We start from the raw sequence: 19,720 nt of genomic DNA on the forward strand, positions 1-19,720 counted from the left end.
GTCTTTCTGGGTGGACGTGGTTGATTCCCCTTACCGTGGGATGAGCCGGGTCGGTATCGCGGGTTCGCCCTGGGAGAGCTTAAGTCCTTCCCACGGAATGCTTTTCAGGCCGCTGGCGACCAGAGCCCTGGCATCGTCGAGCGTGTCGTGGCTGACCTGCTTACCCTCGCGCACCAGAGGAACTGTCACCACGCGCGACGGCTCGTCGATATCGGGTTGGTGTCCGACGGGGTACACGACTTCTTCGATGATCGTGCCGGTCGACCGGGACAAGCGCATCGCTTTCTTCGCGCCACCGTGAGATTCCTTGTGGCTGCTGCGTTTCTCCACCGGCAGACCGTCGACCTCGACGAGTTTGTAGACCATGTTCGCGGTGGGGGCGCTGGACCCGGTGACCAGTTTGGTGCCTACCCCGTAACTGTCGACGGGTTCGGCCCGCAGGGCGGCGATCGCGTACTCGTCGAGGTCGCCGGACAGCACGATCCCGGTTTTGGTGGCCCCCAGGTCGTCCAGCTGCGCACGGACCTGACGGGTCAGCACACCCAGATCGCCGGAGTCGATGCGCACTGCACCGAGTTCGCGCCCGGCCGCTTCGACAGCGTTGGCGACACCGGTGGTGACGTCGTAGGTGTCGACCAGCAGGGTGGTACCGACACCGAGCGCGGCGACCTGGGCCTTGAACGCCGACAGCTCGTCGGGACCGTCCGCGCCGCTGTAGAGCATGGTGAACGCGTGCGCGCTGGTGCCCATCGCGGGCACACCGTAGGTGTGTTTGGCCTCCAGGTTGGAGGTGCCGTCGAACCCCGCGATATAGGCGGCGCGCGCCGCGGCTACCGCGGCCCACTCGTGGGTGCGACGGGAGCCCATCTCGATCAGCGTGCGCCCCCCGGCGGCGCTGACCATCCTGGCGGCCGCCGAGGCGATGGCCGTGTCGTGGTTGAAGATCGACAACGCCAGTGTCTCGAGCAGGACGCATTCGGCGAAGGTGCCGCGCACCGACAACACCGGTGAACCGGGAAAGTACAGCTCGCCTTCGGCGTACCCGTCGACGTCGCCGGTGAACTGGAAATCTCGCAGGAACGTCAGGGTGTCGGCATCGAGGAAGTCTGTCAGCGATTCCAGGTCGGCCTCATCAAACCTGAACTGCTGCAACGCTTCCAGAAATCGGCCTGGGCCGGCGACCACACCGTAGCGACGACCTTCTGGTAGTCGGCGGGCGAAGAGTTCGAAAGTCGTCAACCGCTGTGCGGTTCCGTCGCGCAGGGCGGCGGAGAGCATGGTCAGCTCGTATTTATCGGTCAGCAGGGCCACCGTCACACGGGAAACGTTAGACGAGCGGGGGAGAGCCTGGTTTCAGCGTGACGAAAGCTCGGTATCCTTACCCCCATGGCTGCGCCAGCAGAGACCAAGCCCGGGGCCGCAGGGCAACGGCAGGCGGACTCCTCGACGGCCGCTCAGCGCCCGTGGGTGACGATCGTCTGGGACGATCCGGTCAACCTGATGAACTACGTGACCTACATCTTGCAAAAGCTGTTCGGTTACGACGAACCGAAGGCCACCAAGCTGATGCTGCAGGTCCACAACGAAGGCAAAGCCGTCGTGTCCTCAGGTACCCGAGAGTCCATGGAGGTCGACGTCACCAAGCTGCATGCCGCCGGGTTATGGGCCACCATGCAGCAGGATCGCTGACCAGGTTATCGGGACGGTCAGGAATTCGTAGTGCGCAAATGGAAGCGGGTAGACACCGCCGACGGCCCCCGTTTCCGATCCACGCTCGACCCGCATGAAGCAGCCTTGCTGCACAACATGGTCACCTCCATGGTTGGCATGCTTGACGAACGGGAAGCGTCGGCGCCCTCGGACGAGCTCGAGCAGATCACCGGTATCCGGACAGGCAATTCGACCGCCCCCGAGGACGCCACCATGGGTCGGCTGCTGCCGGATTTCTTCCGCCCGCACAACAACGACCACCCGGCGGGTTCGACGGCCGCCGACAGTCTCAACAGTGCGCTACGCAGTCTGCACGAACCCGACATCATCGATGCCAAACGTGATGCCGCCAGATGCCTACTGGACACCTGCCCCAAAAGCGGTGGCAAATTCGAGCTGACCGAGTCCGACGCCAACGCCTGGGTCGCCAGCGTCAACGACGTTCGACTGGCGCTGGGCAGCATGTTGAACATCGGTCCTGACGGCCTCGATCAGCTGCCGCCCGAGCATCCGATGGCCGGTCATCTCGACGTCTACCAGTGGCTCACAGTGCTGCAGGAGTATCTGGTGCTCGGCCTGATGGGCAAGCCGATCCGATGACCGGTTCGATCACCGATGTCAGCGGAATCCTTGTCGGACACCACCATCGGCTCGATCCCGATGCCACCCTGGGTTCGGGCTGGGCGAGTGGCAGCACGGTCGTGCTCACGCCGCCGGGCACGGTCGGCGCCGTCGACGTCCGGGGCGGTGCACCCGGCAGCCGGGAAACCGAACTACTCGATCCGTCCAACAGCGTGCGCTATGTCGATGCGGTCCTGCTCACCGGCGGGAGCGCGTACGGTCTTGCGGCGGCCGATGGCGTGATGGGCTGGTTGGAGGAACACGGTCGCGGCGTCGCCATGGACGGCGGAGTGGTACCCATCGTCCCGGGCGCAGTGATTTTCGATCTGCCCGTCGGCGGTTGGCAGTGCCGCCCGACCGCCGAATTCGGCCGCGCCGCCGTCGAGGCCGCAAGCACCGATTTCGCGCTCGGCACCGTCGGTGCGGGTGTCGGCGCGCGGGCCGGAGTGCTCAAGGGCGGGCTGGGCACCGCCTCGATCACCCTCGACATCGGCGTCACCGTGGGTGCTGTCGTCGCGGTGAACTCGGCGGGAAACGTCATCGACCCCGAGACGGGTCTGCCGTGGATGGCGCACCTGATCAAAGCGTTCGGCCTGAAGCCACCGCCGGCCGACGAGATCGCCGCGTACGCCGAACTCGATCGCACCGACAGCCCGTTGAACACCACCATCGCGGTGGTGGCCACCGACGCCGCGCTGAGCCCGGCGGCGTGCCGACGGCTGGCGATCGCCGCTCAAGACGGGTTGGCGCACACCATCCGACCTGCGCACACCCCACTGGACGGGGACACCGTCTTCGCCCTGGCCACCGGCGCGGTCGAGGTGCTGATTGACCCGGCGCCTCCCGCCTCCATGTCGCCGGAAACCAAACTGGTCGCCAAGCTCGGGGCGGCCGCGGCGGACTGCCTGGCGCTGGCTGTGCTGGCCGGCGTCCTCGCCGCCGAGTCGATCGCCGGAATGCCCACCTATCGCGGCATGCTGCCTGGCGCATTCGCCTAGCTGGATTCGCCGGTAGCCTGGACCAATGACCGGCAACGGGTATTCGGCCACGCCGGCGTCGCAGTCGAAGAAGCGACCGGTGTGGATGGTCGGCGGCGCCACCATCGTCACGTTCGTCGCGCTGCTCTACATCATCGAAGCCTGGGATCAGGTGACCGGTGAGCATCTGGACAACAACGGCATCCGGCCGCTGGAGACCGATGGCCTGACAGGAATCCTCTTTGCGCCTCTGCTGCATGCCAACTGGGGGCACCTGGTGGCGAACACCGGGCCCGCCCTGGTGCTCGGTTTCCTGGTCACGCTGGCAGGCATGTCCCGGTTCATCTACGCGACGGCGATCGTGTGGATCCTCGGCGGCCTCGGCACCTGGCTGATCGGCAATATCGGTGCCCCACCCGGGGTGGAGACCAATCACATCGGGGCGTCAGGCCTGATCTTCGGTTGGCTGACGTTCCTGATCGTGTTCGGCTTCTTCACCCGCCATGCCTGGCAGATCGTGGTCGGGATCATCGTCATCTTCGTCTACGGCGGTGTCCTGTGGGGTGCGCTACCCGGCACCTTCGGGGTGTCCTGGCAGGGCCATCTGTGCGGCGGTATCGCCGGTGTGATCGCGGCGTACCTGTTGGCCGGGCCTGAACGCAAAGCCCGGGAAAAGCAAAAGACGTCACCCGCCCAGCTGCCGTATTACAAGTCATGACGCCTGGCCCGCTGAGCCCGATCGGGGTGTTCGACTCCGGTGTCGGTGGACTGACGGTTGCCCGCGCGATCATCGACCAACTGCCCGACGAAGAGATGATCTACGTCGGCGATACCGCCAACGGTCCGTACGGTCCGCTGGGCATCGCCGAGATCCGCGTCCACGCGCTGGCCATCATGGACGACCTTGTCGATCGTGGTGTCAAAGCACTCGTCATCGCCTGTAATACCGCCTCGGCGGCCTGCCTGCGTGACGCGCGCGAGCGCTACGACGTGCCCGTCATCGAGGTCATCCTGCCCGCAGTCCGGCGTGCTGTGGCCACCACCCGCAACGGCCGCATCGGGGTGATCGGTACCCAGGCGACCGTCGCGTCCCGGGCCTATCAAGACGCTTTCGCCGCCGCTCGCGATACCGAGATCATCGCCGTGGCGTGCCCCCGGTTCGTCGATTTCGTCGAGCGGGGCATCACCAGCGGGCGCCAGGTGCTCGGGCTGGCGGAGGGGTACCTCGAGCCGCTGCAGCGCGCCGATGTGGACACCCTGGTGTTGGGCTGCACGCACTACCCGCTGCTGTCCGGGTTGATCCAGCTCGCGATGGGCGACAACGTCGCCCTGGTATCCAGCGCTGAGGAGACCGCAAAAGATCTGCTGCGGGTCCTGACCGAACGCGATCTACTGCGACCCCACCCGGAGAATCCCGACGCGTCGCCGCCTGTGCGGCTGTTCGAGGCGACCGGCGATCCGCAGGCTTTCACCGCGTTGGCCGCCCGATTTCTGGGACCGGCGATTACCCGTGTTGCGCCAGTTCAACGCCATGCCGGTGCGCCCACCTGATTTTCTGGAACGGGTGCCTAACCTTTCTCTGACGAATGCTGTGATGTTTTCGCGCGAGTGAGATCGGGCATGGCAAGCTAGTGACTGTGCGAATCACCGTGCTCGGCTGCTCCGGCAGTGTCGTTGGCCCTGATTCGCCTGCGTCCGGTTATCTACTGACTGCGCCTGACACCCCACCGTTGGTCATCGACTTCGGCGGCGGTGTGCTCGGTGCCCTGCAGCGCCACGCCGATCCCGGCGATGTGCAAGTCCTGTTATCGCACTTGCACGCCGACCACTGTCTTGATTTGCCCGGCCTCTTCGTCTGGCGTCGTTACCATCCGAACCCGCCGGTGGGCCGGGCCGTCATGTACGGCCCCAGCGACACCTGGACCCGGCTGGCGGCGGCATCGTCACCCGAAGGCGGCGAATTCGACGATTTCCGCGATATTTTCGATGTCAGGCATTGGGAAGACGGCAAGGCCGTCACCTTCGGATCGTTGACCGTGCAGCCGCGACTGGTATCGCATCCCACCGAGTCCTACGGCATGCGTTTCACCGACCCGTCCGGAGCGGTCCTCGTCTACAGCGGTGATACCGGAATCTGTGATTCCGTCATCGATCTGGCACGCGACGCCGATGTCTTCCTGTGCGAGGCGTCGTGGACGCATGCCGAGGATCGTCCCGCCCATGTGCATCTCTCGGGAACCGAGGCGGGTCAGATTGCGGCCAAGGCCGGGGTGTCGGAGTTGCTGCTCACTCACATCCCGCCGTGGACGTCGCGCGAGGATGTCATCAGCGAGGCCAAGGCCGAATTCGACGGTCCCGTGCGTGCGGTCGTCAGCGGAGAATCCTTCGACGTGCGTGCCGCCTGAGTCGGCGTCGCCGAGCCTCGTTAGGGTTGCGGGGTGTCCAGACGCGAAGATGGTCGCCTCGATGACGAGCTGCGCCCGGTAGTCATCACCCGAGGCTTCACCGCCCATCCGGCCGGTTCGGTGCTCGTGGAATTCGGCCAAACCAGAGTGATGTGCACCGCGAGCGTCACCAACGGTGTGCCGCGCTGGCGGAAGGGTTCGGGCCTCGGCTGGTTGACCGCCGAATACGCCATGCTGCCCGCCGCCACCCACACCCGCTCCGATCGTGAGTCGGTCAAGGGCCGGGTCGGCGGTCGAACTCAGGAAATCAGCAGACTGGTCGGTCGGTCGCTGCGCGCATGCATCGACCTGCGGTCACTGGGGGAGAACACGATCGCGATCGACTGCGATGTGCTGCAGGCCGACGGCGGGACCAGGACAGCGGCCATCACCGGCGCCTACGTAGCGCTGGCGGATGCGATCACCTACCTCGGCGCCGCCGGTCAGCTTTCCGATCCGCGGCCGCTGTCGTGTGCGATCGCCGCTGTCAGCGTGGGTGTCGTCGATGGTCGGGTTCGCACGGATCTGCCGTACGAAGAGGATTCGCGGGCCGAGGTCGATATGAACGTCGTCGCCACGGATACCGGCACCCTCGTGGAGGTACAGGGCACCGGCGAGGGCGCGACCTTCCCCCGCTCGACGCTGGACAAGTTGCTCGACGCGGCATTGGCGGCGTGCGACACCTTGTTCGCCGTCCAGCGTGCTGCTCTCGAGCTGCCTTACCCGGGCGTGCTGCCCGACGGGCCGCCGTCGAAGAAGGCGTTCGGGAGCTGACCTCTCTACTGGTTGCCAGCCGCAACGCCAAAAAGCTGGCCGAGTTGCGCCGTGTGCTCGACGCGGCCGGTCTGGACCGGGTCACCCTGGTATCGCTCGACGAGGTACCTGCCTACGACGAAGCCCCTGAGACGGGCGCAACCTTTGAAGAAAACGCACTGGCGAAGGCCCGCGACGGCTTCCTCGCTACCGGATTGGCTTGTGTCGCAGACGATTCCGGTCTGGAAGTGGCCGCCCTCAATGGGATGCCGGGTGTGCTGTCGGCGCGCTGGTCGGGCAGGCATGGCGATGACAGCGCCAATACCGCGTTGCTGCTCGCTCAACTCGGTGACGTTCCCGATGACCGCCGTGGCGGTGCGTTCGTATCGGCGTGCGCGCTGGTCTGGGGTCACGGGCCCGACGAGAGCGTCGTCGTGCGTGGCCAGTGGCCGGGCACCATTGCGCGCGAACCGCGCGGTGGGGGCGGTTTCGGTTATGACCCGGTGTTCGTGCCGGTCGGGTCCGACCGTTCGGCCGCCGAGTTGAGTCCGGCGGAGAAGGACGCGGCCTCGCATCGGGGGCGTGCGCTGGCGTTGCTGGTACCTGCGTTGCGCACTTTGCCGGAGTAATTTGAATAGCGTGTCTAACTGCGTATAGTCCACGCGGTGGGGCGGCATACCGAGAAGGCGATCCGCGCCGCGCAACCCCCGCATCCCGGAATTCTGATCGCGGTCCTCTGCCTGGCCGGTATCGGTGTCTCGCTGATGCAGACGCTGATCATCCCGGTGATTCCCGCACTGCCCAAGCTGCTTGACACCAGCCCGTCGAACGCATCATGGGCCATCACCGCAACTCTGCTGACGGCGGCTGTCGCCACACCGGTGTTCGGCCGTCTCGGCGATATGTACGGACCGAAACCGATGCTGGTCGCCTGCGCGCTGGCGTTGACGGCGGGGTCGTTGACCGCCGCCCTGTCGGACTCGCTGCTGCCGGTGATCATCGGTCGCGGGCTGCAAGGGTTCGGCATACCGATCATCCCGTTGGGCATCAGCGTGCTCCGCGCCAGCGTGCCCGCGGATCGGGTCGGTTCGGCCATGGGCATGATGAGCTCATCGCTGGGTGTGGGTGGGGCGCTCGGTTTACCGCTGGCCGCGGCTATCGCCCAGCATTTCGAATGGCATGCACTGTTCTGGTTCGCCGCTGGGCTTGGCGTGGCGGCCATCTTGATGTTCACCTTCATGGTGCCCACGGTCCCCGCCCGGTCCGCCGACAAGTTCGATCCGTTGGGCGCGGTGCTGTTGGCGGTTGGGCTCGTGACTCTGCTGGTGCCGATCACCAAGGGCGCGCAGTGGGGATGGACCAGCACGACCACATGGGCGTTGTTCGGCACCTCGGCCGCGACTTTCGCGGTATTCGGCTACTGGCAGCTCCGAGCCTCGTCACCGATTGTCGATCTGCGCACTACCGCGCGGCGGCCGGTGCTTACGACGAATCTGGCCTCGATCGGTATCGGTTTCGCGATGTTCGCCTCGTCACTGATCGCGCCGCAGGTTCTCGAACTTCCGACCCAGACGGGTTACGGCCTCGGTCAGTCGATGCTGCGTGCGGGCTTGTGGATGGCACCGGGCGGGTTGGCCATGATGATCACCTCCCCGATTGCGGCCAGGATATCCGCCAGGCGCGGACCCAAGTTCACCCTCATCGTGGGATGCCTGATCGTGAGCGGCGGCTATCTGGCCGGACTGCAGCTGCTGAGCAGTCCACTTCGAATAATGGTGATGGGCATCATCATCAGCGTAGGAGTGGGTTTTGCCTACGCGTCCATGCCGGCGCTGATCAATTCTGCGGTGCCCATCTCGGAGACCGCCGCCGCCAACGGCATCAACTCGTTGGCCCGGTCGTTGGGCACCTCGGTATCGAGTGCGGTGATGGGTGCGGTGCTCGCCGGGATGACGATGTCGTTTGCCGGTCATGAGGTGCCCACCTTGCGGGGCTTTCACGTCGCGCTGCTAATCGCTGCAGGCGCCGGGATCGGTGCTGCGCTGCTGGCCCTGCTGATCCCCAAGCCCGCACTCGATCAGGCCGGTGACGTAGCTGCCACCGAGTCAGACCTCGTCACAACTGGAACTGGGCCTTGAGCTTCTTGGTCTGAAAATGCTCGACGATGATGCCAAGCAGCGGGATGGTGCCGGCCAGTAACACGCCGATGGTCTTGCCGATCGGCCAGCGCACCTTGACCGCCAGGTTCGCCGTGAACAACAGGTAGACGAAGTACACCCAACCGTGCACGACGCCGATCCAACTCGGCGGGTTATCCACCTGCACAATGTATTTGACGACCATCTCGTAGCAGAGCGCGATCAACCAGATGCCCGTCGCCCACGCCATCACCCGATAGCCCAGCAAGGCGGTCCTGATCTTGTCGATCGGGGCGGCGCCGGGTACCGGGGCTGGTGCTTCTGGGGGCTCTGCGGCCGTCATGCGGTGGTCCTGTCCTGTCGTTCGTGATCATCCCTGGCGAGTTCGGCCAGATATGCGTTGTACTCCCGCAGGGCGGGATCGTCGGCGGCCGCGGATGCGGCGGCGGGCCGCGGCGGCAACAGACCGTCGGGAATCTGCGTGGTCCCGGTATCCGCAGGTGCCGGCGGTGCTTCCTCGAAGCGGACGAACTTGCGGTAGGCGTACACGCAGAAGCCGGCGAAGAACGGCCACTGCATCGCGTAGCCGAGGTTCTGGAAGGTGCCGGAATTCGATTCGAACCGCGTCCACTGCCACCAGCCCAGCGCCAGGCAGCCGCAGGCGGCGAGGATCACCAGGGCGATCATCGGCCATCTCCGACGGCTTGTAGTGGACACCCTTCGACGGTACCGGTTAGCCGCATTTCTCTGGAATCAGAGGCTGGTCCGTCAGGTCCGGCCGCGGCCCGGATTTGGGCCCGACGAACTCGTCGAGCCGCGCCGTCGCGGCCTTGCGATACACCGCGATCATGTGCCTGCTGTTGCGAGTCCACGTGATACCGAGTGAGTCGAGCGCCCTGGTGAAGAGGTTCAGGATGTCTTCTGAGTGGTTGGTGAAGTGATAGCGCAGGCTGGCGACGCCACGGTCGTTGGCGACTACGCGGCAGCCGTCGCTGTCGATCAGACCGCGGATGAAATCTTCGGTGGCCTGGGCGACGAGCGCTTCCTGCCATGGCGCCAAGCGAATTGGCCGGTCGTGCTTTCTGCCTGGTCCGTGTTGGGGGAACAGGCAAGGCCAGTGTTTGGAGTACATCGAAACGACCATGCAACCGGTGTTGGCAACACGATGGACGGCTGCGTGCTGCCCAGGCATGACGATGTTCATTGCTTCGCGGCAGGCGGTGACGATGCTGGGGTATTTCCTATCCAATGCCACCCGTAGGTGCCACACACGCCGACTACGTGAGATGCAGCCGTCGCCGAGGTACATCCCGAGAAGGTAGACATAGGCACGGGCGGGAAGGTTCGACAGGTCATGTGCGCTACCACACGGCGATGCGCCTGAGGGTCTTCGGCTTCGCGAGCTGCCGCGCCGCCACATAGACACCGTGGTGCGCGGTATGCCCGTCTCGCGTGCAATGGCGCAATCGTTCAGGCCCTTGGCGATGAGGTCCTGGACGGTTTGGTAGTCATCGAGCGATCGCATCCGCGGGCTCCTTCTCGTCTGCTGTCGAATCTAGAAGGCACCACCGACACGGTTGGGCGATCTTTGTCGGTAGGATCTGCCTCGTTGCGGGCGTGGCGAAATGGCATACGCGCGGTCTTTAGGTGTCCGTGTCCGAAAGGACGTGGGGGTTCGAGTCCCCCCGCCCGCACTCTCTGATCAGTCGGCTAGTGTCCCGGGCCATGGCCGACAGAGGTAAGCGCGGCGCAGCCAAACAAGCCAGGCGCGACGCCAGACGCAGGAAAGCCCGCCGCGGGCGCATCGCAGCACAAGAACCCCTCCCCGAAGTGCCGTTGATCGACGAGGTGCGCGAAGCGCTGGACAGCGGTCAGCCCATCGATCTCCTCGGTCTGGTGAGCATGGTCATCGAGGCCACCGCGCCGAAAGCGGCCGTGCTGCGGCGACCCGACGAGGAAGAGACGCTCAGCCTCGACGAACTGGTCGGCTCCTTCATCGACATCAAGCTGCCCGAGACCACCGCCCTGCTGGCAGTACTCGGCGAACTTCTGATCGACAATGACGGGCTGCAAGACCGCTGCCGAAGTGAGGTCGACGCCCGCGACGACGACCTTCCGCAGTGGCTCGGCGAGCTCGGACAGACCAGCGTCCGCCAGGCCGTACGGATGAGCCACGTGCTCGGTGATGGCGATGAGTTGCTTCTGGGAGTTCGACTGACCGACGGGCAGGAAATGACCTGCGCGGTCTACATCGACCACTTGACGATGTCCGAGGTCAAAGACGCGTTCTTCGTGCCGAGTGCTATCGACGCGGTGCTCGACGTCGCCAAAAAGAGCAACGACGATCAGGACACCAGCTTCGTCGAGGTAGGTCCGGCCGACGCCAAAGTGGAGTTGTACAAGGCTCTCTATGGGCCATTGGCGATGTTCGCGCTGGAGGACTCGGACACCTGGCCGGCCACCCGCCCTCTGCTGCGCTGGCTGGTTCGGCTGATGCCCGAAGGTGGTTTCATCCAACGCGGTTCGGCCGATAGCGACGAAATACTCACCCGGTTCTTCGCCTCGCCGGTCGGCAAGGAGTTCAACGGGTCCCGTGACCGTCAACTCCTGGAGATGTGCATCGACGAGGGCACCGGTGATCCACTGCGGTGGAGCGCTCCGCGGTTGCGGCAACTGCTGGAGGAACCGATCGCAGAATTCGACGACATTCCCGCCGAAGATCAGCTCGACGTCCCCGACCTGTTGCGCGCTTTCATTCCATTCGCCCACGCGGAGAGCGGGATTCGGCAGGAGCTGACTGCAGAAGCGTTGGCCGCTATCGACGAGGCGGCCGACAACTACCGGGTGATCGTGCTGGAAGAGGCGCAGGAGTGGGAGCGCGACGAGAATAACGACTGAGGCACGGTTGGGGGCGGCTTCCTACGGAGACGGTGCCATGGTGACCAGTGCCGGAACCTTGTCGGCATCGACAGGCTTGCCGAAGTAGTAGCCCTGGCCGATGTCGCACCCGTGGTCGCGGAGCCAGGTTGCCGTGCCGCCATCTTCGATTCCCTCTGCGACAACAGTGATCCCAAGATCGTGAGTGAGGTCGATGACGGCCCGGACGACTGCGGCGGCGCGGCCGTTGCCGGTGACCGATCCGATGAAGTGACGATCGAGTTTGACCTCGTCAATGGTGAGGTCGCGAAGGTAGGACAGCGCCGAGTAACCGCTGCCGAAGTCGTCGATCGCCACCCTGATCCCCCGACCGCGTAACCGGCGCAGCACCGATGTCACCACATTGAGCTCGTTGAGGACCAAATCCTCGGTGATTTCCACGGTCAGGATGTCTGCGGGCAGGCCGCGGACAGCCATTGCCCGACAGAGGATGTCAGGCAACTGCGTGTCCCGGATGAATGGCGCAAAGATGTTGATCGCCACAGGTATTCGTGCCCCCGAGTCAGCCCAGCCGGCGGCGTCGTCGAGGGCCTTGTCAAGCACCAGGTCGGTCACCGGTCGCATCAGCCCGTGTTGGCGTATCAGCGACATAAACGCATCCGGGCGCAGCAGTCCCATGGTCGGATGCGGCCACCGCAGCAACGCTTCCACCCCCACAATGCGGGTTGTGCGCAGATCGAACTTCGGTTGATACATCATCATGAGTTCGCCGTTGTCGATGGCGTGGCGAAGCTCTCCCAGCAGTCGGATTTTGGCAACCCCGTCGTGGCGAGCCGAGTCGTGCCAATCGGAGGACAGCTCGATCGGATCGGCGCCGGTCATCGCCATGTCAGCGTTGAAGGTGTGCACGCTCGGTGAGCGAGACCGCTTTGCGGCGTGCATGGCGGCGTCGGCACGCCGGATGAGTGTTTGCGGTGTCATCTCCAGGTCCTGGGATGGCGCCACCGCGACGCCGACGCTGGGGCGCAGGAGCATGTGCTGTCCATCGACGATGAACGGCTCGTTGAAGGACTCGACAACTCGTTGGGCGATCAGATGCGAATCATCGACTTCACCTTCCAACAACAGGACGAACTCGTCACCTCCGATCCGCGCGACCGTGTCACCGGGCCGGGCGCAGTCGGCGATCCGGCGTCCGGCCGCGACCAACAAGCTGTCGGCTGCCGGATGCCCGAGACTGTCGTCCACGAGTCTGAAATCGTCGAGGTCCAACGACACCACTGCCACCGAACGGTTGTCCCGCGAGCGCAACGTCATCGCATGCGTCAACCGGTTCTGGAACAACGCGCGGTTGGCCAATCCCGTCAATGGATCCTGCAGAGCCTGGCTTGCCGCCGCCGCCAGCAGGCGCCGGTTTTCCCAGGCTGCAACCGATTGCCGCAAACACACGGTAACGACGACCAGGGGAACGATCACCCTTTCCAGCCCCGACATGACCAGGACCGGGCCCAGCGTGCCGGCCAGTAGCAGCGGAACATAGGGGAGCCATAGTGAGGAATTGGCGGGTACCCGCACCGTCGGCGGCGGGGGCGGACCGCTTCGTCGACTCAGTTGCGCAGCCACCGCGAATGTGACGAGTGCAGCCGCCCAACCGACGTCGGTGAAGCTGCCGGTGTCGTAGCGCTCACTGGCCACGATGTAGGCGAACGCGGTGTCAGTGATCGTCATCAGTGCGATGGCGAGGGTGAGAACACCCAGCACGGTGCGCTGACGGACGTCGGCGCTCGCGAGAATCGCCACAGCGACCGCGAAGGCCACCACATCGGCAACGGGGTACGCCAACGCCAAACCGAGCGCCATCCGGTCGTCGAGATAAGAGTCATAGACCGCGTTCAGGACCAGCATCCAGGCGAGCAGGAACGTGCACAGCGCTACGGTTGTGCCCTCGAGGATGGTCCGTATCCGGGATCGCAGCGATTGCACGGTCCGAAATTGCGCCATGGAAATGGCCGCCAGGACGATGAAGGACAAATAGAAGACGTCCGCGGGCGACGGAAATGGCGTGCGGTGAAAGACCAGTTCGCACAACAGCCAGATCAGGTCCCCAATGGCCCAGCAACCCAGGGCCACCGCCATCGTCGTCCATGCTGCGCGGCTGCGCCGCCCGTAGGCGGACCGGGCAGCAAGACCTGCACACACCGTCGCGTACGTCGACAACCCCAGCACGATGGCATCGTCGAGTACGCGCACGGCGGGGCTTGCGCTGTCGAGCAGCAGCAACACTGCCAAGGCGGCGATCAGCCCGATAGGTATCGATATCGACGGCCTCAGTAGAGCCGGCTGCCAGCCAACATCCATGGCTCTCCTGACGTTGCACGTCCGGTCAGTTCGAACTTGCCCGTAGAAAAGCCGAAACTGTGCCAGATACCGCTGACGACGCTAACTCACCGGACCGGGGCTGGCGTGCAGATGTCGGGAACTCATGCGGTCAAGTTTGCCAATGATGCACACCCGCGCGCTTTCACAGCCCGTGGTGCACGTTGTCGATACCGGCCCAGCCAAGGAGTTGGCTGTTGGCGACGAACAGCATCTCATCTCCGGCCGCAAGCACATCCTCGGGCTTCGGGACGATGATGCCGCCGTCGCGGAACACGGTGACCAGCGTGGAGTTCTCCGGCAGGCCCAGGTCGGCGACGCGTGCGCCGACGAGCGGGTTCTCGGCGGGCAGGGTCAGCTTCATCAGATTGGCTTCGCCTTCGCGCAGGCCCATCAAGCGCACCAGGTGCCCGACGTCGATGGCGCCCTCCACGCCGGCGACCATCGCACCAGGGGCGGAGACCGCGACGTCGACACCCCACGACTGTGTGAACAGCCACTCGTTGCGGATGTCGTTGATCCTGGCGACCACCCTCGGTACCCCGAACTCGGACTTGGCCAGCAACGCGACGACGAGGTTGGCCTTGTCATCGCCGGTGGCGGCGACCAGCACGTCGCAGGTCTGGGCACCGGCCTCCTCGAGCGCAGTCAGCTCGCAGGCATCGGCGATCAACCAATCGGCTGCGGGTACGGTATGCGGCTCGTAGCGGCGGACCTCACGTTCGATCAGCAGCACCTTGTGACCGTTGTCGGTCAGCTCCTGGGCAACTGACCGACCGACTGCGCCGGCCCCGGCGATCGCGATACGCATGACCGCTCTCCTCACCGTCACCACTCCGGGTCGCTACTGTACCTGTGCACAACCTGACAGGACCGAAATGACTTTGCAGCAGCTGTATCTGGCTTTGCTCGTGGGTGGCTTCGTGCTGCTGGCAAGCATTGTCGGTACCCGGGTGGCGACCAAGGTCGGCTTTCCCAGCCTGTTGTTGTTCCTCCTGGTCGGTGTCCTCCTTGGCGAAGACTTCATCGGGGTGAATTTCGACGATGTCGAGCTGGCGCGCAACGTGGGCACCGCGGCGCTGGCCGTCATCCTGGTCGAAGGCGGTCTGACCACCCGGTTCGCCGATGTGCGCAAGGTGCTGGCACCCGCGGGTGTGATGGCCACCTTCGGGGTGCTGGTCTCGATGGTGATCACCGCCGCGGGTGCGCACGTGCTGCTCGGGATCGACTGGCAACTTGCGCTTCTTCTCGGCGCGATCGTCTCCTCGACCGATGCCGCGGCCGTGTTCTCGGTGTTGCGGGTGCTGCCGCTGCCCCGACGCGTCGCCGGGCTGCTGGAGGCCGAGTCCGGATTCAACGATGCGCCCGCGGTGATTTTGGTATTGATGTTCAGCGCGACGCCCTTCGTGTTCGATCCAGAGAGCGCGGTCACCGATCTGGCGTATGAGTTGCTCGCCGGCTCAGCGATCGGCTTGGGTTGCGGGTTTCTGGGTGCGATGACGCTGCGCCGCATTGCCCTGCCTGCGTCGGGGCTCTATCCGATCGCGACGTTCGGGTTGGGCATGGTGGCGTTCGCGGCGGCGGGTTCGGTTCATGCCAGCGGATTCATCGCCGCGTATCTGGCGGCCGTGGTGCTGGCGAACTCCGGGCTGCCACACCGCTCGGCGACGAGGTCGTTCGCCGAGGGGCTGGGCTGGCTGGCACAGATCGGGCTGTTCGTCCTGCTCGGGCTGCTGGTGGATCCCAGTGAGCTCGCCGGCGAGCTGGTCCCGGCGATCGTCGTCGGCACGGTGCTGCTGCTGGTGGCCAGGCCACTATCGGTGATCGGCTCTCTGGTCGGGTTTCGGATTCCCTGGCGCGAACAGGCCTTTCTTTCCTGGGCGGGTCTGCGCGGTGCGGTGCCGATTGTCCTGGCGACGTTCCCGATCGTCGAGGGCGTGCCCAACAGTCATCGCCTACTGAACATCGTGTTCATCCTGGTGGTGGTCTTCACCCTGGTGCAGGGGCCCAGCCTCGGTCCGGTCGCTCGTGCGCTCGGGCTGATCTCGGCCGATACCGCCCGCGAGATCCAGGTCGAGTCGGCGCCCCTGGATGTGCTGGAGGCCGAGCTGCTGACGATGACGGTGCTACCCGAATCGCAGATGCACAGCGTCATGATCCTGGAGTTGCGGTTACCCGATCCGAGCGTGATCACACTGATCATCCGTGACGGTCATACGTTCGTTCCGCAACCCGAGACGCGTATCGCGGTAGGTGATGAGCTACTGATCGTCACCACGTCGAAAACGCGGGCGGCCGCCGAGAAACGGTTGCGGGCGGTGAACCGGCGCGGCAAGTTGGCCTACTGGTTCGATGAGTACGGCGAACCGGATTAGTCGGACGTCTAGATCATGTCTTTCTTTGTCAGCCAACGCATTACCGGCCAACCGATGAAGACCGGCAGCCAGCAGGTCAGCACCCGGTAGAGCAGCACCGAGGGCACCGCGACCGCGGTGGGCACCCCGAATGCGGCGAGGCCACCGATCAGCGCCGCCTCTACTGCGCCGACCCCGCCCGGTGTCGGGGCGGCCGAGGCCAGGGTGCCACCAACCATCGTGACGACGGTGACGGTGATGAAGGTGGTGCCGCCCCCGAATGCCTCCACGCTCGCCCACAGGGCTAGTGCCGCCCCCAATGTAGTTGCTGCGCAACCTAATACGATCAGTGCGAGACGCTTTGGTTCGCGGGCCAGTTCGGCGAGCTCGCCTAACACTTCCGTCAGCCGCGGCCGCACGGCCGTGCCGAGCCATCGTCGCAGCCTGGGGACGAACATGAAGGTGCCGACGACGCCCAGGGCGGCGCCGCCGATCAGGTACAGCACCGTCGCACTCGGCACGAAGTGGGTCAGATCGGCCGAGGTACCCGCCGCGACACTGAAAAAGATCAGTAGCGCAACGTGGGTGATCACCTGAACGGTCTGTTGCAGCGCTACCGCCGCTGTGGCGCGTAGCGCACCGAGACCACCCTTCTGCAGGAATCTGGTGCTCAGGGCGAGACCCCCGACACCGGCCGGGGTGGTGGTGGCGGCAAAAGTGTTGGCCACCTGCATGATGGCCAGATTGCGGAACTTGACCAAGCCGCCGGCGCACGCCCACAAGGCCATCGCCGCCCCGACGTACGTCAGCGCCGACACCGCAAGCCCGAGCAGGGCCCACCACCAGTTCGCGTTGTGCAGTTCGGAGAAGAATGCCGGCACGGTGCTGATGAACGGGTAGGCGACGTAGACCAATGCCACCAGGAGCACCATCTGGATCACCTGGTTGCGGGTGAATCTGGTGATCGTCTCGGCCTTGATCTGGTCGGCACCGGTCTGGTGCATCACCTGCTCTTTGGCTGCGGCGATGACGGTCCCGGCGTCGTCGATCGAATTTCGAACGCGTGCTGGCACAGCCGATTTCGTCAACCGGCGCGACGCCGTCAGGACGGTCGCCTTGCCGAATACATCGATGGCCGCGCGCACCGCCGCTTCGGCGCCGAAGGTGGCGCTCGTCGAAACCAGCAGTTGGGCGATATCGGCCTGCATCTGCACGTCGGACGCGCCGTATTCCGCGCTGCCGAACCCACCGAAAAGGGCGGTGCCGTGATCGATGGTGATTTCCTTTGACCGCAGGTCGCCGTGCGCGATCTGGTGGCAGTGCAGGATGCCCAGCGCCGCCCACACCTGAGCCACCGCCTCTGGGCCTGCGGACGCGTCGACCGCGACGCCACGTTCCGGGGTCCGCGCGTACAACGTCCAGCCCCGGTCGAGGGCGGCCACCGCGATGGGGGTGGTGTTGGCTACGCCAACATCGCCGACGGCAACAGCCATCAGTGCACGATGCTCGACGGCCCGGCGCATCGATGCGATCAACGGTGACGTCTCGCTGTTGCGCAGCCGCAGCCAACGCCACACCTGCCGGAAAAACCCACCGCTGCGCTGGTTGGGGCCGTACATCTCGACGACCGCCTGCAATTCGGGACGGAGCTGGGCGTCCTCGGTGCCGTCGCTGGTGGCGGTCAGTACCAGTGGTCCTGGACCGGCGGGGTGTACCACCACCAGGCCGGTGACCGGGAAGCGCTGACGCAGTAACGCGCGAACCGCGCCGTCGAGGGGCACGTCCAACGCCGGCGTGCCGACGACGAGAATGGTCAGGGCGCCCACGAACCAGCCGACGGCGAGACCGAGTAACGAACGTGCCGGTATCACGGCGCTGACGACCAGGTGGATGGGCACGAATGCCAGTAGCAGAGTCCACCACCACCGTCGCCACCGCGCCGGCTGCCATGGACCGGAAACCGTGAGCACCGCTGCCAGCATGGCGATCCAGCGCGGATCGTCGAGGAACTGGGACAGCAGTGTGCGTAACCGGTCGTCGAGGTCGAAATGCCAACGCGGCGCAGCGATCCCATTGCCCGTGATGGACAACAGGAGAACTGAGATCAGACCGGCCGCGCCGTACGCGCCGAGCAACTTCCACTGCTGGGCGGCGATCAGTCGGATCAGGATCACGAAGGGCAGCGCCAGTATTGCCACCCCGTAGAGCAGGTAGACCAGGTTGGACTGGGTAGGTGTCAGTACCCCGACGATCCCCGAGATCGACTGCTCAAGGGCCACCCAGTCATTGCGGGTGATCAGGGAACTGGTGACGACAGTGACCAGGAATATCGCAGCGAGGACGAATCGGAAAATATCGTTGGTCCTGCGTAGCAACGGCTGCAGCAGGTCACCCGCGACGGTGACCTCCCGTCCATCCACTCGCATCCGGTCAACCTATCGTGGGGATCGCCACGCTTGCCTCAGGGCACCAGCACCACCTTGCCGATATTCTCCCGCGCCGCCAGGATTCGGTGCGCTTCAGGTGCGTCGGCGAACGGGACTGCGGAATGGACGACGGGCGCGATGGTGCCGTCGATCAGCAGCGTCGACAGCGGTGCCGTCCACGGCTCGAGGGTGCCGCGGTCATCCCACAACCCCAACATGTTCAGCCCGATCACCGTCTTCGATTCGTCGAGTTGTTTGAGCAGGTTGAAACCCCGGAACATCGATGCGACCTGCGGCAGTGCGGTGCGCAATGACCGTGTTTCGCCCTGTTGGATCGCCGAGACGCCGTAGGCGGCCAACCGTCCGCCGGGGCGCAGCAGGGCATAGGACCGTCGTAGTGACGTCCCACCCATTGCGTCGAGGACCAGGTCATAGGGTTCGAGACCCTTCCACCAGCCCTTTCGGCGGTAGTCGATGGCACGGTCAACACCGAGTTCGCGCAACCGGTCGTGTTTGGCCGGCGACGCCGTGCCGTGCACCACCGCGCCGGCCGCGCGTGCCAATTGCACGGCGGCAATGCCCACGCCTCCGGCCGCGGCATGGATCAGCACCCGTTCTCCGCGGCGCAGTGAGCCGTAACCCAGCAGCGCCGCCCACGCGGTGGCGTAGTTCACCGGTACCGCGGCACCCTGGGCGAAGCTCAACGAACTGGGCAAGCTGATGACATCGGATGCGGCCACGTCGACGATCTCGGCATAGCCACCGAAACGGGTCCCGGCGATCACCCGTTCACCGATGCGGGCCGGGTCGATACCCGCGCCGACGGCGGTGATTGTTCCCGATACCTCATAACCCACGACCGACGGCACCTTGGGGGCGCTCGGGTAGAGCCCGACCCTGGCTAGATGGTCGGCGAAGTTCACGCCGGCGGCCGCAACCGCGATCTGGATGCGGCCGATGCCGGGTGGTCCAGGATCGGGCCGATTCTGCACCTGCAGTACCGAAGGGTCGCCGTGTTTGGTGATGACTACCGCACGCATGGGA

Annotated in this window: 19 protein-coding genes and 1 tRNA gene; 12 read left to right on the forward strand and 8 right to left on the reverse strand. The window is 65.2% G+C overall.

The window, feature by feature from the left end; translation table 11 throughout:
* Nucleotides 1-30 precede the first annotated feature (30 nt).
* Entirely contained in the window at nucleotides 31-1,278 is a 1,248-nt protein-coding gene (locus tag ADBZ9O_RS11470) for a nicotinate phosphoribosyltransferase (RefSeq protein WP_526533075.1), read from the reverse strand.
* A gap of 108 nt (nucleotides 1,279-1,386) precedes the next feature.
* On the opposite strand from ADBZ9O_RS11470, the gene clpS reads away from it, so the two are divergent.
* From clpS to ADBZ9O_RS11515, 9 genes are all read left to right on the forward strand, one after another.
* Complete coding sequence (gene clpS / locus ADBZ9O_RS11475; RefSeq protein ID WP_526531243.1) at nucleotides 1,387-1,689, forward strand: ATP-dependent Clp protease adapter ClpS; 303 nt, start codon at nucleotides 1,387-1,389, stop codon at nucleotides 1,687-1,689.
* Nucleotides 1,690-1,719: 30 nt separating this feature from the next.
* Nucleotides 1,720-2,310 carry an oxidative stress transcriptional regulator AosR gene (gene aosR / locus ADBZ9O_RS11480; RefSeq protein WP_526531245.1) on the forward strand — a complete coding sequence of 197 codons (591 nt, stop codon included), beginning with the start codon at nucleotides 1,720-1,722 and terminating at the stop codon, nucleotides 2,308-2,310.
* Complete coding sequence (locus ADBZ9O_RS11485) at nucleotides 2,307-3,329, forward strand: P1 family peptidase (protein ID WP_526531247.1); 1,023 nt, start codon at nucleotides 2,307-2,309, stop codon at nucleotides 3,327-3,329. The genes aosR and ADBZ9O_RS11485 overlap by 4 nt, the downstream gene beginning before the upstream one ends.
* Before the next feature lie 25 nt (nucleotides 3,330-3,354).
* A complete protein-coding gene (locus tag ADBZ9O_RS11490; protein WP_526531249.1) occupies nucleotides 3,355-4,026 on the forward strand; it encodes a rhomboid family intramembrane serine protease in 672 nt (223 codons plus the stop codon).
* Nucleotides 4,023-4,859, forward strand: a complete 837-nt coding sequence (gene murI, locus ADBZ9O_RS11495; protein ID WP_526531251.1) for a glutamate racemase — start codon at nucleotides 4,023-4,025, stop codon at nucleotides 4,857-4,859. The genes ADBZ9O_RS11490 and murI overlap by 4 nt, the downstream gene beginning before the upstream one ends.
* Nucleotides 4,860-4,939: 80 nt before the next feature.
* Nucleotides 4,940-5,713, forward strand: a complete 774-nt coding sequence (locus ADBZ9O_RS11500; RefSeq protein WP_526531253.1) for a cyclic nucleotide-degrading phosphodiesterase — start codon at nucleotides 4,940-4,942, stop codon at nucleotides 5,711-5,713.
* 33 nt (nucleotides 5,714-5,746) lie between these two features.
* Nucleotides 5,747-6,526, forward strand: a complete 780-nt coding sequence (gene rph / locus ADBZ9O_RS11505) for a ribonuclease PH (protein WP_526531255.1) — start codon at nucleotides 5,747-5,749, stop codon at nucleotides 6,524-6,526.
* A complete protein-coding gene (locus tag ADBZ9O_RS11510; RefSeq protein ID WP_526533077.1) occupies nucleotides 6,523-7,134 on the forward strand; it encodes a non-canonical purine NTP pyrophosphatase in 612 nt (203 codons plus the stop codon). Before rph ends, ADBZ9O_RS11510 begins: the two co-directional genes overlap by 4 nt.
* Before the next feature lie 36 nt (nucleotides 7,135-7,170).
* A complete protein-coding gene (locus ADBZ9O_RS11515; protein ID WP_526531257.1) occupies nucleotides 7,171-8,643 on the forward strand; it encodes an MFS transporter in 1,473 nt (490 codons plus the stop codon).
* On the opposite strand, the gene ADBZ9O_RS11520 is transcribed toward ADBZ9O_RS11515, so the two are convergent.
* From ADBZ9O_RS11520 to ADBZ9O_RS11530, 3 genes are read right to left on the reverse strand one after another with little or no spacing between them, the layout of a single operon-like run.
* Nucleotides 8,621-8,986, reverse strand: coding sequence for a DUF3817 domain-containing protein (locus tag ADBZ9O_RS11520; RefSeq protein WP_526531259.1), 366 nt, complete (start codon nucleotides 8,984-8,986; stop codon nucleotides 8,621-8,623). The genes ADBZ9O_RS11515 and ADBZ9O_RS11520 overlap by 23 nt on opposite strands.
* Complete coding sequence (locus ADBZ9O_RS11525) at nucleotides 8,983-9,360, reverse strand: hypothetical protein (RefSeq protein WP_526531261.1); 378 nt, start codon at nucleotides 9,358-9,360, stop codon at nucleotides 8,983-8,985. The genes ADBZ9O_RS11520 and ADBZ9O_RS11525 overlap by 4 nt, the downstream gene beginning before the upstream one ends.
* Nucleotides 9,361-9,376: 16 nt before the next feature.
* On the reverse strand, nucleotides 9,377-10,168 hold the full coding sequence (locus ADBZ9O_RS11530; protein ID WP_526531263.1) for an LAGLIDADG family homing endonuclease: 792 nt from the start codon (nucleotides 10,166-10,168) through the stop codon (nucleotides 9,377-9,379).
* Nucleotides 10,169-10,254: 86 nt separating this feature from the next.
* On the opposite strand from ADBZ9O_RS11530, the gene ADBZ9O_RS11535 reads away from it, so the two are divergent.
* Together ADBZ9O_RS11535 and ADBZ9O_RS11540 are read left to right on the forward strand one after the other, a co-directional pair.
* Nucleotides 10,255-10,337 (forward strand) — tRNA-Leu (locus ADBZ9O_RS11535).
* Between the two features lie 31 nt (nucleotides 10,338-10,368).
* Entirely contained in the window at nucleotides 10,369-11,541 is a 1,173-nt protein-coding gene (locus ADBZ9O_RS11540) for a hypothetical protein (protein WP_526531265.1), read from the forward strand.
* A 21-nt stretch (nucleotides 11,542-11,562) separates the two neighbouring features.
* On the opposite strand, the gene ADBZ9O_RS11545 is transcribed toward ADBZ9O_RS11540, so the two are convergent.
* Both ADBZ9O_RS11545 and ADBZ9O_RS11550 read right to left on the reverse strand, forming a co-directional pair.
* Nucleotides 11,563-13,878: a putative bifunctional diguanylate cyclase/phosphodiesterase gene (locus ADBZ9O_RS11545; protein WP_526531267.1), complete on the reverse strand. Its 2,316-nt coding sequence runs from the start codon at nucleotides 13,876-13,878 to the stop codon at nucleotides 11,563-11,565.
* A gap of 163 nt (nucleotides 13,879-14,041) precedes the next feature.
* Complete coding sequence (locus tag ADBZ9O_RS11550) at nucleotides 14,042-14,707, reverse strand: potassium channel family protein (protein WP_526531269.1); 666 nt, start codon at nucleotides 14,705-14,707, stop codon at nucleotides 14,042-14,044.
* Between the two features lie 67 nt (nucleotides 14,708-14,774).
* Here ADBZ9O_RS11550 and ADBZ9O_RS11555 point away from each other — a divergent pair, with 67 nt between their 5' ends.
* Nucleotides 14,775-16,271, forward strand: a complete 1,497-nt coding sequence (locus ADBZ9O_RS11555) for a potassium/proton antiporter (RefSeq protein WP_526531271.1) — start codon at nucleotides 14,775-14,777, stop codon at nucleotides 16,269-16,271.
* 8 nt (nucleotides 16,272-16,279) lie between these two features.
* Here the strand turns inward: ADBZ9O_RS11555 and ADBZ9O_RS11560 are convergent, their stop codons facing one another.
* Both ADBZ9O_RS11560 and ADBZ9O_RS11565 read right to left on the reverse strand, forming a co-directional pair.
* On the reverse strand, nucleotides 16,280-18,676 hold the full coding sequence (locus ADBZ9O_RS11560; protein WP_526531273.1) for a lysylphosphatidylglycerol synthase transmembrane domain-containing protein: 2,397 nt from the start codon (nucleotides 18,674-18,676) through the stop codon (nucleotides 16,280-16,282).
* Nucleotides 18,677-18,711: 35 nt separating this feature from the next.
* Complete coding sequence (locus tag ADBZ9O_RS11565) at nucleotides 18,712-19,716, reverse strand: zinc-binding dehydrogenase (RefSeq protein ID WP_526531275.1); 1,005 nt, start codon at nucleotides 19,714-19,716, stop codon at nucleotides 18,712-18,714.
* Nucleotides 19,717-19,720 lie beyond the last annotated feature (4 nt).

This window comes from Mycobacterium sp., from assembly GCF_965229105.1.
GTDB lineage: Bacteria > Actinomycetota > Actinomycetes > Mycobacteriales > Mycobacteriaceae > Mycobacterium.

Excerpts from the sequence above, each read along its gene's own strand:
- ADBZ9O_RS11555 (WP_526531271.1), top strand. The coding sequence starts at position 14,775 with ATGACTTTGCAGCAGCTGTATCTGGCTTTGCTCGTGGGTGGCTTCGTG.
- ADBZ9O_RS11485 (WP_526531247.1), top strand. The coding sequence starts at position 2,307 with ATGACCGGTTCGATCACCGATGTCAGCGGAATCCTTGTCGGACACCAC.
- ADBZ9O_RS11545 (WP_526531267.1), bottom strand. The coding sequence starts at position 13,878 with ATGGATGTTGGCTGGCAGCCGGCTCTACTGAGGCCGTCGATATCGATA.
- ADBZ9O_RS11540 (WP_526531265.1), top strand. The coding sequence starts at position 10,369 with ATGGCCGACAGAGGTAAGCGCGGCGCAGCCAAACAAGCCAGGCGCGAC.
- ADBZ9O_RS11550 (WP_526531269.1), bottom strand. The coding sequence starts at position 14,707 with ATGCGTATCGCGATCGCCGGGGCCGGCGCAGTCGGTCGGTCAGTTGCC.
- ADBZ9O_RS11490 (WP_526531249.1), top strand. The coding sequence starts at position 3,355 with ATGACCGGCAACGGGTATTCGGCCACGCCGGCGTCGCAGTCGAAGAAG.
- ADBZ9O_RS11560 (WP_526531273.1), bottom strand. The coding sequence starts at position 18,676 with ATGCGAGTGGATGGACGGGAGGTCACCGTCGCGGGTGACCTGCTGCAG.
- ADBZ9O_RS11520 (WP_526531259.1), bottom strand. The coding sequence starts at position 8,986 with ATGACGGCCGCAGAGCCCCCAGAAGCACCAGCCCCGGTACCCGGCGCC.
- clpS (WP_526531243.1), top strand. The coding sequence starts at position 1,387 with ATGGCTGCGCCAGCAGAGACCAAGCCCGGGGCCGCAGGGCAACGGCAG.
- ADBZ9O_RS11565 (WP_526531275.1), bottom strand. The coding sequence starts at position 19,716 with ATGCGTGCGGTAGTCATCACCAAACACGGCGACCCTTCGGTACTGCAG.
- murI (WP_526531251.1), top strand. The coding sequence starts at position 4,023 with ATGACGCCTGGCCCGCTGAGCCCGATCGGGGTGTTCGACTCCGGTGTC.
- ADBZ9O_RS11470 (WP_526533075.1), bottom strand. The coding sequence starts at position 1,278 with ATGCTCTCCGCCGCCCTGCGCGACGGAACCGCACAGCGGTTGACGACT.
- ADBZ9O_RS11530 (WP_526531263.1), bottom strand. The coding sequence starts at position 10,168 with ATGCGATCGCTCGATGACTACCAAACCGTCCAGGACCTCATCGCCAAG.